Here is a 14,814-nt window from a genome sequence, read left to right on the forward strand (position 1 = left end):
CTTCGCGCTGATGGTAGTGTGGGGTTACCCATGTGAGAGTAAGTCATCGCCAGCTCATTATTCAAAGCCCCCTTGACATAAACGTCAAGGGGGCTTTTTTATACGGAAAGGAAAATATTAAGAAGAAAAGTAGAAGAAAGAAGTTTAAAACAATATATTTACAATAATAAATTATGTGAAAAATATAGCATATATCAAAATATCATAAATTACTGCAAGTCTATTTGGTCGAATTTATCTACAACTTTAGTCTAGGTTTTTAAGAAAATTAACCAGAGTTAAGTTTTTGCTGTAGACAAAAAGTGAATATTGATTCATTTTATATACAAAAGTGAATAACCATTCATTTTTTATAAAATAAAAAGCTCACAATTGGAGGTGAGGGAAAAATGACAGCAACAACAATGAATGTGAATGCTGTAGTGGATCAAGCAAAGTTTAAACCTTTTCATTTAAAAATTGTACTTTGGTGCGTATTTGTCGTTATTTTTGACGGTTATGATTTGGCGATTAACGGTGTGGCTTTACCACTACTGATGCAAGAATGGAATATGACGGCTGTACAGGCAGGTATGCTTGCGAGTACGGCACTGGCAGGCATGATGTTTGGCGCCATGCTGTTTGGCATGTTGGCAGACAAAATTGGCCGTAAAAATGTCATATTAATTTGTGTGACGTTATTTAGTGGCTTTACTTTTTGGGGCGGCTTTGCATCCAACCCAACAGAGTTTGGTATTTTACGTTTTATTGCAGGTTTAGGGATTGGCGGGGTATTGCCTAACCTCGTGGCTTTAACCTCTGAATATGCACCACAAAAAATGCGTAGTACCTTAGTTACCACCATGTTCAGCGGCTATGCCGTGGGCGGCATTATGGCAGCCTTACTTGGTGCATGGTTGACGCCTAGCTTTGGCTGGGAAGTGATGTTCTATATTGCGGGATTACCGTTACTTATTTTGCCTTTATTGTGGTTTTTCTTACCAGAATCTTTAACTTTTTTGGTGAAAAAACAGCAACATGAAAAAGCGCGTCACATCGTCCAGCAAATTAGCCCACAAGAAAATATCAGCCCACAAACACAATTTGTATTAAATGAAGTACAAACCGCAGATGCCTCAATTGCAGCCTTATTTCAAAATAACCGTGGCATGAGTACTTTGCTGTTTTGGTGCTGCTTCTTTATGTGTTTGTTGATGGTTTATGCTTTGGGCAGTTGGTTGCCAAAACTGATGATGGCAGCAGGTTATTCGCTGGGTAACAGTTTAATGTTCTTAATGGCGATGAACATTGGTGCTGTGATCGGAACCATCAGTGGCGGGATTTTAGCAGACCGTTTCCACTTAAAACCTGTGATTATTGGCATGTTTTTATTGGGCGCATTCTCTCTAGTGGGTCTAGGCTTTAATTCACCACAGCCTGTGATTTATTTATTGGTGGGCTTAGCAGGTGCTTCTGCCATTGGCAGCAGTATTTTATTGTATAGCTTTGTTGCTCAGTATTATCCACTTACGATTCGTTCTACAGGTATCGGCTGTGCTTCTGCAGTGGGGCGTGTCGGTGCGATTGTAGGCCCTATTATTATTGGCGTACTTTTGGGCATGGATTTACCACATAAAATGAACTTTTTGGCGGTGGCGATTCCTGCAGTGATTGGTGCAATTGCAGTAGCACTGATTCGTTTACAAAGTACATCACAGGTGGTGAGTGAGCCAAGCGTAGTTAAAAAAGCCAGCCGATCTTATAGTTAATTGATCGTTAGTGTTTTGGGACTTTGAAATTAAGGAGCATTGCTCCTTAATTTTTTGCCTATTCACTTTGTAGAAGATTTAAGTAAGAAAGTGTGTATCGCTACATTTCTACTGTGCACGAGGTACATTTCATTGATTATGATGTCTTGATTAGCACAAGCAAAGATTGAATGAATAGAGGAGCAATTAGGATGCTCAAGATAAATCGGCAATACTATGGATTTATATGTCTAGTTGTATTGGGTTTAACTACAGGGTGTAATGCGCAAGTTGAGCCGAAACAGAACACGGCTGCTTTAGAGTCAAAATCAACTTCTGCACAAAATTTACAACGCTATCAAATACAGCCAATTGCAGATTTTAATGAGCCGTGGGCATTGGCAGAATTACCCGATGGACGCCTATTAATTACAGAAAAAGCGGGGAAATTAAAACTTTTTGATCCAAAAACAGGTCAAAGCTTAGATGTTCAAGCTATCCCTGAAGTCGCCTATGGCGGACAAGGTGGTTTGGGTGATGTCATTTTAGATCCTGAATTTCAACAGAATCAGCAGATTTATTTAAGTTATGCCGAAGTGGGTACGGGTGGTTACGGTGCAGTCGTGATTCGGGGCAAGCTTGTATTAGATGCTAAACCCACGCCAAAACTCACCGAAACTCAAAGAATCTGGCAGCAAGTGCCGAAAGTATCGGGACAAGGACATTATGCGCATCGTATAAAGTTTGGGGCAGATGGCAAATTATGGATAAGTTCTGGTGAGCGACAAAAGTTTGAACCTGCTCAGGATTTAAAATCTAATTTAGGTAAAATTTTACGTTTAAATACAGATGGTACAACACCTTTAGACAATCCATTTCAAACACATGGAGAGATTGCCAAGCAAGTCTGGAGTTTGGGGCATCGCAACCCTTTAGGCATGGCATTCGATTCTACAGGGCAGCTTTGGGTTGCAGAAATGGGACCTAAAGGGGGTGATGAGTTGAATCTGATTGCCAAAGGCGAAAACTATGGCTATCCGTTGGTGTCGAACGGTGATCATTATAATGGTTTGCCAATTCCAGACCATGCGACTCGTCCTGAATTTACAGCCCCAGTGCTGGATTGGACGCCTGTCATCTCTCCCTCAAGTTTGATGTTTTATACGGGAGATGTATTTCCACACTGGAAGCATAAAGCCATTCTTGGTGGTTTATCTTCAAAAGCAATTATTGTGGTGGATACGCAAGCACAGCCTGTTCGGGAGTTACAGCGTATCGAGATGGGTCAGCGGATTCGTGGCGTATTTCAAGCACAGGATGGCAATATTTGGGTGATTGAAGATGGTCAATCTGCCAGATTGCTTAAATTGGTGGCTCCATAAAATAAATTTCTTCAGGTCTAAACTTATTTCAAAGTAGGACAAAAAACAAATAGAAAAAAGCCCCAACATCATGTCGGGGCTTTTTCAGATTTATGTTTAGGTATTACTCCTGTTATACCTTTCAGCGTCCTGCCGTTATATTATTTATTATTGTTATTCTTGCTTTTAGAAACATCCTGTTTCTGTATGTGTTAAATATAAAATGAAAGCTGATCTTTGCCTAGCGTCAATTTTCTGCAGTGCATGTAAGCTAAAACGTACAACGATATATCGGTAAAATATAGATCAATAAACTGGATTTATTTAATTTTAAGTATTTGATTATATTTAATAATTATCTTATTCAATAAAAAATCTCCCAAATTCATTTTCTTGTACTTGGGAGATTTGAACAGCAGAAAGATGCAGTAAGTATGCAAATTGATTACATCAACTTAATACCTTGTTGTCCTGCTGGGGTCACTCTAAAGATTTCAACTTCAAAGGTAATATTTTTACCCGCTAAAGGGTGGTTAAAGTCTACTTCAGTCACATCATCGTTGACAGATTTCACCACGCCATAGAGGCTTTGTTTGGCTTTATCTTCAAATTCAATCATGTGTCCTTCAACTGGATGTTGCTCAAATTTAACCGTATCAAAAGTTTGTACGTTTTCAGGATTCCATGGACCAAATGCTTCTTCAGGTGGAAGACTCACGGTACGACGGTCACCTGCACGTAAACCAAATAATGACTTTTCAAAACCAGGTAATAGGCTGCCATCGCCCATGACCAAACTTACAGGTTCAGCGCGGCTACGGGTGTTGTCAATTTCTACACCATTTTCAATGGCGACAGAAAAGTGCAATTCGACTTTTGAGCCATCTTCAATACGAGTTTCATCATTTGGATTAATAATTTCAGTCATGTTGCGCCTGCGCTCGTTCAATTCGGTGCTTTTCTAGGAAAAACGTATCAATTAACAGCAGAATGGTGCCAAGTGTGATGGCACTGTCTGCAATATTAAAGGCAGGGAAGTGGCTGTTGTTGTAGTACACGTGAATAAAATCGACCACGTAGCCAAGACTGACCCGATCAATTAAATTCCCAATCGCACCGCCTAAAATCAAGGCAATCGCCAAAGGCAGTACGATGACATTTTTTGGCATACGCATTAGCCAAAATACAAAAATTACAGACACTAAACCTGCCAGTGAGGTAAAGAAATAACGTTGCCATCCACCTGCATCGGACAAGAAACTAAAGGCAGCACCATAGTTATGCAGTAAAGTCCAATTCAAAAAGGGCAATACAGGCACTGGATCTGCGTAATTCAGATGCGATACTGCAATCCATTTGGTCCATTGGTCGAGAATAATCGCAACAATAGACAAGCCCACCCACCATAAATTATGTGGATAGAACTGGAATAAGCCCTTTTTGTGTTGTGGATTAGGCATATTTTCTCTCTTCGCCTTGACCTGTTGGAAGGTTGATAATACAACGTGAGCACAAACCTGGATGTGCAGAATGTGTATTCACATCAGGGAGTACATGCCAGCAACGTACGCATTTTTCGCCATCTGCTGCAGAAACTTTCACGTTCAAGCCATCTAAATCAGAGGCTTCACCTTGTGCAGCATCAAAGCCATTCACAACCACTTGTGAGGTAATCAGGACAAAACGTAGCTCATCGCCTAGTTTATCCAATACGGCTTTGAGTTCGTCATTCGCCCAAAGTTCAACTTTAGCAGACAAGTTGGAACCGACTGTTTTGGCGGTACGTGCAGCTTCAATGAATTTATTGACGGCAGATTTAACAGCGATCAGGGTTTGCCATTCCGCTTCTGCCAAGATGTTAGCTTCAGAAGCCACTGGAATGTCATACCATTCTGCAGTGAAGACATATTTTTCTGATTGCTCAGGAATTAGCGGCCATGCTTCTTGTGCAGTAAAGCTTAAGATTGGCGCCATCCAACGAACGAAAGCCTGAACCAAGTGATACAAAGCGGTTTGTGCAGAATGACGTGCTTGCGAGTCTGCTTTGGTGGTGTACTGACGGTCTTTGATGATATCGAGGTAGAAACCACCCAAGTCATTAATACAGAAGTTGGTCAGTGCACTGGTCACGATATGGAAGTTCATATCTTCATAGGCTTGCTGAATGGTTTTCTGTACTTCTGCGGCACGTTGCAGGATGTATTGATCCAGTGCAATCAACTGATCTACAGGCAGTGCATCTGTAGCGGGTTTGAAGCCATTTAAGTTGGCCAACAAGAAACGCAAGGTGTTACGGATACGACGATAACCGTCAGAGGCACGGCTAAAGATTTCCTTACCTGCGGTCATTTCATAGCGGTAATCTGCCGATGCAATCCAGAAGCGTAAGCCGTCTGCACCCATGTCTTTAATAATGTCTTGTGGAGTAATGATGTTACCCAACGATTTCGACATTTTGCGACCTTTTTCATCCACTACAAAGCCGTGGGTTAACAAGCCTTTGTATGGTGCGCGTTCATTGATCGCAATTGAGGTGAGCAATGAAGACTGGAACCAGCCACGGTGTTGGTCTGAACCTTCAAGATATAAATCGGCTGGGTCTTGTAACTCTTCACGCTCACGTAGAACTGCATAATGCGTCGTACCTGAGTCGAACCAAACGTCTAAGGTGTCGCGTACTGCATTGTAGTGCTCGGCATCCTCGCCAATGAAGTCTTTGGCTTCACGGTTGTACCAGCCATCAATCCCTTCTTGTTCGATCAGTTTCGCAACTTCTTCGATCAATTCAGGTGTGCGTGGGTGCAATTCGTTGGTGTCTTTATGTACAAAGAATGGAATTGGCACGCCCCAAGTACGTTGACGTGAAATACACCAGTCTGGGCGACCTTCAATCATCGCTTGGATACGGTTTTTACCCCAATCAGGTACAAAGCTGATGTCATTTTCAATCGCATTCAGTGCGCCTTGACGTAAACCTTTGGCATCCATGCTGATAAACCATTGTGGTGTAGCGCGGAAAATAATTGGAGTTTTATGACGCCAGCAGTGCGGATAGCTGTGTTTGATTGGGTGATGTGCCCACAGCTTATTGTTTTCTGCCAAAGTCGCAATAATTTGTGGATTGGCTTTGTAGATGTGTTCGCCTGCAAAGATTGGTGCAGTAGGTAAATATACGCCATTGCCACCGACAGGATTGTCAACTTTTAGGTTGTATTGTAAGCCAACTTTATAGTCGTCCACACCATGTCCAGGCGCGGTATGTACTGCACCTGTACCGCTTGTTGCGGTCACGTGTTCACCTAAAATCACAGGTACTTGGCGTGCTTGAATCAGTGGATGTTGTAAGATCAGGTTTTCGAGTTTGTCACCTGTGAAGTCAGCCAATACTTCATAGCTGCTAAAGCCATAGCGTTCAGTTGCTGACAGTACCAATTCTTTGGCCAAAATAAAGTTTTGTGGTGCTTTTTCATCGGCACGTGCCTTCACCAATTGGTATTCAATTTCGGCATGTAATGCAACGGCTTGGTTCGCAGGTAAAGTCCACGGTGTAGTCGTCCAAATGACGATGTCAGTGGCATCATTCACTTGCACATCCAAACGTGCAGATAAATCGGCTAAATCGACCACAGCAAAACCGACATCAATTGCATCGGATTTTTTATCTTCATATTCAACTTCGGCTTCTGCCAATGCAGAACCACAGTCCAAACACCAGTTCACAGGTTTAAGACCCGGTTCAATATGACCTGCTTTGGCAATTGCACCCAATGAACGCACGATATCGGCTTCTTGCTTGAAGTTCATGGTGAGGTAAGGATTGTCCCAATCACCAAATACACCCATACGCACGAAGTCTTTTTTCTGTAATTCGACTTGGGTGTAAGCATATTCGCGACAGGCTTTACGGAAAGTCGAAGCATCGACTTTTACACCCACCTTACCCACTTTTTCTTCTACTTTAAGTTCAATTGGTAAACCGTGACAGTCCCAACCTGGAACATAAGGTGCGTCATAGCCATCCATGACACGGCTTTTAATAATGATGTCTTTTAGGACTTTATTGACCGCATGACCTAAGTGAATTTGACCATTGGCGTATGGAGGGCCATCGTGAAGCACATATTTTTTCTTGCCAATACGCGATGCACGAATCTGCTGATAAATGTTGTCGGCATACCACTCTTCTAACCATTTCGCTTCACGTACTGCGAGATTTGCTTTCATTGCAAATTCAGTACCTGGGAGGTTTAGCGTGGCTTTATAATCCACTGCATTTTCAGGAGTTTGCTTATCGCTCATGCAAGTTGTCTTCCAGTTGAATCAGCCCATGGACTGACGCGTTTTACATTAAATATTCAGGGTAAAATTAAAAAGGGAAATTTGGATGATCTTGTCGAAATTCAAGAAGTTTTTCAACATCATCATCAATTCCCGCTTTGAGTGCTTCAAGCGAAGGGTAATTTTTTTCGCCATGTAAATAGTTTAAAAATGTGACCCGCATTAATAAGCCATACAGATTAGCAGAAACATTGGGGAAATGTACTTCTAATCGCCATTCGGGCTGTACTTGTTGGATGGCTGGGCGCGTACCCACATGCCCTGCACCAAACAGACTGTTCGGGCTGTAGCCTGCAACACCCGTTTTGTGAGGATGATCGTGTTTGACTTTTTCGCTTAAAGCGGTGGTTTCACAGACCACTTCAACGCCATAAATGCCATTTAAGCAGGGTTTATGGCGGTTTAAGCGTACATTAATGGTTGGAAAATCAAGTGTGCGACCAATTTGATCGCCATATTGGACGCGCCCTGTAATGCTATATGGGCGTCCAAGCAGTTTGGCTGCCAGTGCCAAATCACCTGCTTGTAAGGTTTGACGAATACGAGTTGAGCTAACACGCTCACCATTTAGTTCAATGGTGTTTAAATTGGTGACCTGAAAGCCATAGTTGCGCAAAAACTCGCTATTGCCTTGGCGGTTTTTACCAAAATGGAAGTCATCACCCAAGACCAAATGCGAGGCATTCAGGGTATCTTTTAAAAGTTTTGCAAAGGCTTCGGCGCTTAAACTGCGGAAATGATTGTCAAATTTCGCTACTGCAATGTAGTCGATGCCCAATTCAGTCAGATATTCGACTTTTTCCCGCAACGAGCTGATGCGTGGTGGAGCATCGTAGCCTTTAAAAAATTCCAGTGGTTGAGGTTCAAACAGCATCACCACGGTTTTGAGTTGTTGCATAGCAGCAACTTCTTTGAGCTGTTGAATCATCGCCTGATGACCGACATGCACACCATCAAAATTGCCAATGGTCACGGCAGTTTGGGCGAGGTCGGTGGTTGAAGATAAAGCATTCAGGCGGAGCAGCTGCATGATCGGATGAAAGTTGAAAATTTGTAAGGGCTATATATTGCCATATTCTCGCGCTTTCGTCTTGCTGTTGTGTTTTTAACCTGAAAAATTATCTGAAAATCAGGCAAAATCCGACTATTTGAGCGCTAAAGGTGAACTGGATTTGCACCGCGTCAGATTTTCTTTTCTAATGTGCCCAGTTTCAATGATCTGTACGAGTAAATAGTGATGAATTCTGATTTCGCTTTAATTATGGCATTGCCCAGTGAGTCTAAAGGCTTGTTTGAGCAGGCTGGGATTCAGGTGCATTACAGTGGCATTGGCAAGGTCAATGCTGCATTTAAAGCCTTTGAAGTGATTCAAAAGACAGGTTGTAAAACTTTATTGAATTTAGGCACAGCTGGCAGCTCACATTTTGATGCACATGCTTTGGTGGAAGTCTGCCAGTTTGTGCAGCGCGATATGGATGTTTCTCCGTTGGGTTTTCAGGTGGGGGTCACGCCAATGGATCAGGAACATCCTGCAGAAATTCATTTGGAACGCTATTTTGAGCATTTGCCAAGTGGTATTTGTGGTACGGGGGATAGCTTTGAAACGGGTACGCCCAAAGTACCGTGTCAGTTGGTTGACATGGAAGGCTATGCGATTGCCAAAGTCTGTAAAAAATTAGGGGTGCGGATGCTGTCGGTGAAATATATTACCGATGGTGCCAATGATACAGCGCATTTAGACTGGGAAGAAAACTTGTTGTTGGGTGCGCAAAAACTATTGTCTTTGTATCAGGGTCTTAAATAATATCGTTGCCAAAACGCCACGACCCTAGTCATAACTAGGGTCGTGAGTAAAAGTGCGTATCTTAGTTAGTGCTGTGCAATTAGTCTTCTGATTCTTGTTCAGGTGTGGCAGTGACCACAGCGGCTTGAGGTGCATCCACTTCGTCCTGACGCGGCATAATACCGTAGAGCATCATGTGAACTGTATGTTGCAAGACACGTTGCAACATGCTGCGGTTGCGCAGGGTTTTACCTGTCACCATTTCCATTTGCGTTGCAAAGTCGGCATAGTTTTGGGTAATCGCCCAAATATTCAAAATAAGCAACTCAGGATCAATCTGCTTAGACAGTTTGCCTTGCTCTTGCCACATGGTAATGACTTTGGCTTTGCGTTTGACCAGTTTTTTCAGAGGGCCTTTTAAAATTTCCTGAATATGTGGCGCACCTTGAATCACTTCTAATGCAAATAGACGTGATGCTTTCGGTTGAGTACGTGAAACCTCAATTTTCTGCAGCAGATAATTGGTAATTGCTTCATCAGGCTCGAGTTCAGCTTCGAGCATTTGCAAAGGTGCCAGCCATTTTTGTAGTACTGTAGTCAGTACCTCAACATATAAGGCTTCTTTATTTTCATAATAATAGAAAATATTCGACTTATGCATCTCTGCAATTTGTGCGATTTCGTCCAAACTCGCGCCGCTAAATCCGTATAAAGAAAATACGTCGAGTGCAGCATTGAGAAGCTGATGGCGTTTTTGTGTACTCTTTTTTTGTTCCATTCGTAATTTTAAAACAATGAAAAAAGGGAATTATTAATTGTACGGCAAATCATCAGGCTTGTGCATCTTTTAAAGATGTATTTTTAAAATATTTTTAGTTTATTCTGTAGTTTAGCTATTAAATCCGTGAAAAGTATGATTAGAGAGGGGGAGTATCTTGTTTTTGTATTTTCTGACTGAATGAATAAGTTTTTTGAATTTTCTATATAAATGATAAAAGTAAAGTTTCTTCCTGCCTTGCATCAATTTTATTTAAAAAAACTAAACAGTGGTGTGGATGCTGCCAATTTTGATCATCCCTACACTGTCGTGCTGACAGGTATAGGTGTGATGACCTGATTTAATCGGCAGCATGTTCCACGTGAAACATGTTTGGATTTTGGTTGTGCAGTATCATTCAACCTGTCAAAAAAACTCACTTAGAGCCGTTTTTTACACACAATTGAGTTGCGTTGATAGTTATATAAAGCCTGACGTGCATCGGGCAAATCATCGACACTGGCAGGAGCAAAGCCCTGTTCTAGAAACCAGTGTGCGGTGCGAGTGGTTAAAATAAATAATTGCTGAATGCCCATGGCTTTGGCTTTATCTTCTAAATAATCCAAAATTTGGCGGCCACGGTTGGATTTACGATAAGCAGGATGCACCGCGACACAGGCAATTTCGGCAGACTTGAGTTCATGACCTGTGGTTGGAATTGGATACAGGGCGGCACAGGCGAGAATCATGCCGTCACGTTCAATCACTGCAAATTGTCCAATTTCATTTTCCAGACGCTCACGTGAACGATATACCAACACGCCTTCTTCTTCTAAAGGACGTAATAAACGAATCAAACCGCCTACATCCTGAATATTGGCCGTACGCACTTCTTCATAATGTGCATCACTCACCATCGTCCCTGAACCATCACGGGTAAACAGTTCTTCGAGTAAAGCACCATCGTAGGCATAGGAAATGAGATGTACCCGATGTACGCCGTTTAATGAGGCATCTTGGGCTGCATTTAAGTGTAAAGCCAATTCAGGATGATGTCGCTGAGCATCTTCAATATATGGATTTAAATGTTGCGGATGAACTTCACGTTGCAATTGACCTTCGGCATTCTGCAAACCGTGCTGCGCGCCTAAGAAAATCAGTTTGTCAGCTTTTAATTGAATGGCAGTTTTAGTTGCCACTTCTTCAGCCAACAAGTTAAACACTTCACCTGTGGTGGAATAACCTGTTGGACCGAGCAACACAATATTATGATTTTCTAAATGGCGTTGAATGGCATCGACATCTACAGTGCGGACTTCGCCAGTCAGTTGATAATCGACCCCATCACGAATGCCATACGGTTTGGCGGTGATAAAGTTACCCGACACCACATCAATCCGTGCGCCGTACATAGGGGAGTTAGCTAGCCCCATCGACAATAAGGCTTCAATTTGCAGGCGAATTGAACCGACAGCATTCATGACACACGATAAAGATTCACGAGTGGTGACACGACGTTGCAAATGAAACGGTGTATCAATTTGGCTGAATTTTAAGTTTTGATTAATTTGTGGACGCGCACCATGTACCAAAATCAAACGAATACCAAGCGAGTGTAGTAGGGCAATATCATGAATAATGTGCTGAAAGTTTTCATGCAAAACCGCTTCACCATCGAACATAATCACAAAGGTTTTATTGCGGTGGGCATTGATATAAGGCGCAGAATGTCTAAACCAATGCACATATTGTAAGGTTGTGCTGTGCGGGTTTTCAGTTGGAGTCATTCGTTGGCCTGCTGTAATGATCGATGGTGCTGTCTTTGATTCTAATCAAAAAATTCTGCAGCGGAAGACTAAATATAAAAAAACACCTGAATGGTGCTTCAGGTGTTGTGGAGAAATGCTATTTTTCAGCTCAGGCTGAACGGTTTTAGCCAATAATACGAATAATACGCTGGGTGCGCTCATTAATCAGCACATAGTCACCGTTGACTTTATACCACTGCTGATAACGACCTGTGTTGGGTAAACGACGTGCTTCACGATCACTGACTTTGTAGCGGTTCGCATCATATCCGCGTGGGAGGTTTTGACCTACACGCCAGTCACGACTTGGATTCACGCGTTTTTGATCATAACGCTTTTGTTCCCACTGTGCAGGATGACGTGGATTGTCCCAACGCTTGTCGTGATGTTTATAGGTGGCACTCGCTTGATGACGACGATCATCATAACGATGGTCGGGTGCTGCCATAGCCGATGTTGCCATGATTGCGCTTAAAGACAGTGCTAAGGTGCTGAGTAATTTTTTCATGCGACTTACCTTCAGTTTTAAATATGGGGTAGATGTGTCCAAATTAGTCAAATACTCAAGATAAATGATGGTGGAAATTGAGGTGAATTGTGAATTTTATGGAGAAAACAAGGAGAGCCTGAGCGGACTATCGCTCTATAAAAAAAGCCCAAAGTGAGCTTTGGGCTATGTATTTAGATATTGTGTATGTACAACAGTAGGTCTATAAACCTGCGATACGCAAAATATGGTGATTTTCGACATCGACCAAAATGTAGTCTTGGTTGATTTTATACCATTGTTGTTTGCGTTCAGGGCGGGGCAAGTTATGTTCCTGATAATCGACTTTATAACCATTGCCACGATAATGCTGCGGCATGACATAACCCGTTTGCCATTTATGTTGTTGTAAGCGTTTTACACCACGTTCTTCACGCATGCGGCGTTTGTCTTGCATACGCTCTTCTGCATCGGCACGAAATTCATGTTTATTGTGTGCTTGGTTACGAGGATGGTCAGCTGAGTCTCGATCAAATTGAGGAGCGGCAGTTGCAAAATTGCTGCTTAGTAAAGCACTGAAAGACATTGCCAGAACTGTCAAAATCTTTTTCATGTAAACCCCTCATTCTCTCATCTTGATATCACAGTTCATACTTTAACCATTAAATGCAGAGAAACTGTGAAGAAAGCACATGAATTTTTTAAATACGCTCTGCAGGATGCGGCATGGTATTGATTCTATTATGCGACAAAATACGAAATTTAGTAGCTATCGCTCAGAAAATAGGGGTGGGATGATTTTTCTTGTGCTAAGGAAAGGATGAGACATCACCATAGCAGCGTACTGCTATGGTCTGCTTTAGTTCCAATGTTCAGTTAAGCCTTGTAAAGATTGCACAGCGATGGCAACACATTCGGCTGTTTCACGATCATCCAAAGCCACAATTAAATGCTGACCTAATTGCAAGCTTTTAATACTTTGAATCACGGCAGTTTTACGTTGAATATCAGTCATCACAATTTACCTAATGCTTGTTGTGGAGATACATCAAGCATAGGTGATGTATATTGATTTGGAAAACCGTATAATTTTATAAAAACAATCCAATAAAACGATTATTGCCACCGTTGCCATGAGTTTTGCTTAATAGGCGTAGTTTAAATCGGTGTAGTCGGTCAATGATTTTTGAATATGTGCATTGATAAATTCGCGTACATCTTCAGTACTCATTGGTGCGCCTTGCTTGCTAATCACGTGTTCAATTTCAGGTTGCCCTTCAATTTTAATACGATAAACAAAGTTTTTAACCACTTTGTAGGCATCGTCCAGTTTTTCAATGCCTGTGACATAGTGGTAAGCATGTTCAAAATTAAGGTCGGTATGTGAAAATACAAACTGATCAAACAGTTTGATTTTCTGACCGTTGTCGAGTGCCTGAATGTCATCTACGATGCTGGCTTCAAACTTCATGCCATATTTTTCAGAAATAGGCTGACCATCAATCAGTAAAGACACCATACCATCTTCAAGTGGTGTCACGGTGATGTTGTTTAATTCAGTCATGTTGCTCTCTGCATCGTTGAGGTTGAATTGAGATGTGGAAGCATGGTAATCAGGCTTTGCATTGCCAAAAATAGGCAGGATAGAAACCTGAAAATGCTTGTGCGATGCCATTTTACCGCAAATCAATGTGCAAAAATTGGCAATATGCTAGGTTAAGTCCATAAAAAAGGAAGCAAGCGCTTCCTTTCTTCGGATCAAACGACAGAACTAATCCTGTGCATCAATACTTTGACCATTCATGTGCAAGCTGTCATCGCCCATTAAATATAAATAGGCAGGCATGATGGCATCGGGTGTAGGTAAAGTTTTTGGATCTTCATCAGGATAGGCTTTGGCACGCATGGCAGTGCGGGTTGCACCCGGGTTAATGCAGTTGTAGCGAATATTTGGATGCACCTGTTCTTTGGCAAATAACTGGCTCACCGCTTCAATTGCAATTTTAGACACCGAATAAGCACCCCAGCGTTCACGTGCTTCACGACCTACACCTGAACTGGCAAACACGACTGAAGCATGTTCCGATTTTGCCAAAAGTGGTAATAATTCCTGAGTGAGTACAAATGGCGCACGTAAATTCACTGCCATGACGTCATCCCAAACATCGGCAGGGTAATTTGCCAACTCAGTCCGTTCGCCTAAAATGCCTGCATTATGCAAAATACCATCCAAACGTCCGAATTGTTTGTCTAGGGTATCGACCAGTAATTCATAATCTCGTGGTGAAGCACTTGAAAGCTGCAGCGGCAAAATAGCAGGTTGTGGTGCGCCTAAACTTTCGATTTCATCATAAATCACTTCAAGTTTATTTAAGGTACGACCATGCAGCACTACGGTTGCTCCGTGTAGCGCATAACTGAGGGCAGCCGCTCGTCCAATACCATCACCCGCACCTGTGATCAGGATAATACGATCTTTGAGAAGATCGGGGCGAGGTTGATATTCTGAGTATTTCATGGGCATCCCTCCTGTTCATTTCTTATTGCTTATGG

Annotated in this window: 14 protein-coding genes; 3 read left to right on the forward strand and 11 right to left on the reverse strand. The window is 42.2% G+C overall.

What is annotated here, in order from left to right; translation table 11 throughout:
• Positions 1 to 389: 389 nt before the first annotated feature.
• Both FTU98_RS05970 and FTU98_RS05975 read left to right on the forward strand, forming a co-directional pair.
• Positions 390 to 1,748: an MFS transporter gene (locus FTU98_RS05970; RefSeq protein WP_136144752.1), complete on the forward strand. Its 1,359-nt coding sequence runs from the start codon at positions 390 to 392 to the stop codon at positions 1,746 to 1,748.
• 191 nt (positions 1,749 to 1,939) lie between these two features.
• A complete protein-coding gene (locus tag FTU98_RS05975) occupies positions 1,940 to 3,109 on the forward strand; it encodes a PQQ-dependent sugar dehydrogenase (RefSeq protein WP_180043533.1) in 1,170 nt (389 codons plus the stop codon).
• Positions 3,110 to 3,533: 424 nt separating this feature from the next.
• Here the strand turns inward: FTU98_RS05975 and FTU98_RS05980 are convergent, their stop codons facing one another.
• The 4 genes from FTU98_RS05980 to ribF all read right to left on the reverse strand — a co-directional run bounded on the left by FTU98_RS05980 (position 3,534) and on the right by ribF (position 8,456).
• Positions 3,534 to 4,016: a peptidylprolyl isomerase gene (locus FTU98_RS05980; RefSeq protein ID WP_004974037.1), complete on the reverse strand. Its 483-nt coding sequence runs from the start codon at positions 4,014 to 4,016 to the stop codon at positions 3,534 to 3,536.
• Positions 4,009 to 4,548, reverse strand: a complete 540-nt coding sequence (gene lspA / locus FTU98_RS05985; protein WP_004974039.1) for a signal peptidase II — start codon at positions 4,546 to 4,548, stop codon at positions 4,009 to 4,011. Before lspA ends, FTU98_RS05980 begins: the two co-directional genes overlap by 8 nt.
• Entirely contained in the window at positions 4,541 to 7,387 is a 2,847-nt protein-coding gene (gene ileS / locus FTU98_RS05990) for an isoleucine--tRNA ligase (RefSeq protein ID WP_180043531.1), read from the reverse strand. Before ileS ends, lspA begins: the two co-directional genes overlap by 8 nt.
• A gap of 67 nt (positions 7,388 to 7,454) precedes the next feature.
• Entirely contained in the window at positions 7,455 to 8,456 is a 1,002-nt protein-coding gene (ribF, locus tag FTU98_RS05995; protein ID WP_180043528.1) for a riboflavin biosynthesis protein RibF, read from the reverse strand.
• A 207-nt stretch (positions 8,457 to 8,663) separates the two neighbouring features.
• Here ribF and FTU98_RS06000 point away from each other — a divergent pair, with 207 nt between their 5' ends.
• Positions 8,664 to 9,230, forward strand: coding sequence for a 5'-methylthioadenosine/S-adenosylhomocysteine nucleosidase (locus tag FTU98_RS06000; RefSeq protein WP_136144516.1), 567 nt, complete (start codon positions 8,664 to 8,666; stop codon positions 9,228 to 9,230).
• 79 nt (positions 9,231 to 9,309) lie between these two features.
• On the opposite strand, the gene FTU98_RS06005 is transcribed toward FTU98_RS06000, so the two are convergent.
• The 7 genes from FTU98_RS06005 to FTU98_RS06035 form a co-directional block, all read right to left on the reverse strand.
• Positions 9,310 to 9,987 carry a TetR family transcriptional regulator C-terminal domain-containing protein gene (locus tag FTU98_RS06005; RefSeq protein WP_136144515.1) on the reverse strand — a complete coding sequence of 226 codons (678 nt, stop codon included), beginning with the start codon at positions 9,985 to 9,987 and terminating at the stop codon, positions 9,310 to 9,312.
• Positions 9,988 to 10,406: 419 nt separating this feature from the next.
• On the reverse strand, positions 10,407 to 11,753 hold the full coding sequence (gene argA / locus FTU98_RS06010) for an amino-acid N-acetyltransferase (RefSeq protein WP_180050714.1): 1,347 nt from the start codon (positions 11,751 to 11,753) through the stop codon (positions 10,407 to 10,409).
• 145 nt (positions 11,754 to 11,898) lie between these two features.
• Positions 11,899 to 12,282 carry an RcnB family protein gene (locus FTU98_RS06015; protein WP_180038257.1) on the reverse strand — a complete coding sequence of 128 codons (384 nt, stop codon included), beginning with the start codon at positions 12,280 to 12,282 and terminating at the stop codon, positions 11,899 to 11,901.
• Positions 12,283 to 12,484: 202 nt separating this feature from the next.
• Positions 12,485 to 12,874, reverse strand: coding sequence for an RcnB family protein (locus FTU98_RS06020; protein WP_154320157.1), 390 nt, complete (start codon positions 12,872 to 12,874; stop codon positions 12,485 to 12,487).
• A gap of 246 nt (positions 12,875 to 13,120) precedes the next feature.
• Positions 13,121 to 13,276 (reverse strand): hypothetical protein, encoded by a 156-nt coding sequence (locus FTU98_RS06025; RefSeq protein ID WP_179990216.1) that lies wholly within the window; start codon positions 13,274 to 13,276, stop codon positions 13,121 to 13,123.
• Positions 13,277 to 13,405: 129 nt separating this feature from the next.
• Positions 13,406 to 13,825, reverse strand: a complete 420-nt coding sequence (locus FTU98_RS06030) for a hypothetical protein (RefSeq protein ID WP_004974057.1) — start codon at positions 13,823 to 13,825, stop codon at positions 13,406 to 13,408.
• A 207-nt stretch (positions 13,826 to 14,032) separates the two neighbouring features.
• Positions 14,033 to 14,779, reverse strand: coding sequence for a YciK family oxidoreductase (locus tag FTU98_RS06035; protein WP_004974058.1), 747 nt, complete (start codon positions 14,777 to 14,779; stop codon positions 14,033 to 14,035).
• Positions 14,780 to 14,814: the final 35 nt, after the last annotated feature.

Origin of the sequence: Acinetobacter sp. YH12211 (genome assembly GCF_013418015.1) — a bacterium.
Taxonomy (GTDB): domain Bacteria; phylum Pseudomonadota; class Gammaproteobacteria; order Pseudomonadales; family Moraxellaceae; genus Acinetobacter; species Acinetobacter towneri.

Bases quoted from the DNA above. Each gene is read 5' to 3' on its own strand.
- FTU98_RS06005 (WP_136144515.1), bottom strand. From the start codon at position 9,987: ATGGAACAAAAAAAGAGTACACAAAAACGCCATCAGCTTCTCAATGCT.
- FTU98_RS05980 (WP_004974037.1), bottom strand. From the start codon at position 4,016: ATGACTGAAATTATTAATCCAAATGATGAAACTCGTATTGAAGATGGC.
- lspA (WP_004974039.1), bottom strand. From the start codon at position 4,548: ATGCCTAATCCACAACACAAAAAGGGCTTATTCCAGTTCTATCCACAT.
- argA (WP_180050714.1), bottom strand. From the start codon at position 11,753: ATGACTCCAACTGAAAACCCGCACAGCACAACCTTACAATATGTGCAT.
- FTU98_RS06000 (WP_136144516.1), top strand. From the start codon at position 8,664: ATGAATTCTGATTTCGCTTTAATTATGGCATTGCCCAGTGAGTCTAAA.
- FTU98_RS06035 (WP_004974058.1), bottom strand. From the start codon at position 14,779: ATGAAATACTCAGAATATCAACCTCGCCCCGATCTTCTCAAAGATCGT.
- FTU98_RS06025 (WP_179990216.1), bottom strand. From the start codon at position 13,276: ATGACTGATATTCAACGTAAAACTGCCGTGATTCAAAGTATTAAAAGC.
- FTU98_RS05970 (WP_136144752.1), top strand. From the start codon at position 390: ATGACAGCAACAACAATGAATGTGAATGCTGTAGTGGATCAAGCAAAG.
- FTU98_RS06020 (WP_154320157.1), bottom strand. From the start codon at position 12,874: ATGAAAAAGATTTTGACAGTTCTGGCAATGTCTTTCAGTGCTTTACTA.
- FTU98_RS06015 (WP_180038257.1), bottom strand. From the start codon at position 12,282: ATGAAAAAATTACTCAGCACCTTAGCACTGTCTTTAAGCGCAATCATG.
- ileS (WP_180043531.1), bottom strand. From the start codon at position 7,387: ATGAGCGATAAGCAAACTCCTGAAAATGCAGTGGATTATAAAGCCACG.
- ribF (WP_180043528.1), bottom strand. From the start codon at position 8,456: ATGCAGCTGCTCCGCCTGAATGCTTTATCTTCAACCACCGACCTCGCC.
- FTU98_RS06030 (WP_004974057.1), bottom strand. From the start codon at position 13,825: ATGACTGAATTAAACAACATCACCGTGACACCACTTGAAGATGGTATG.
- FTU98_RS05975 (WP_180043533.1), top strand. From the start codon at position 1,940: ATGCTCAAGATAAATCGGCAATACTATGGATTTATATGTCTAGTTGTA.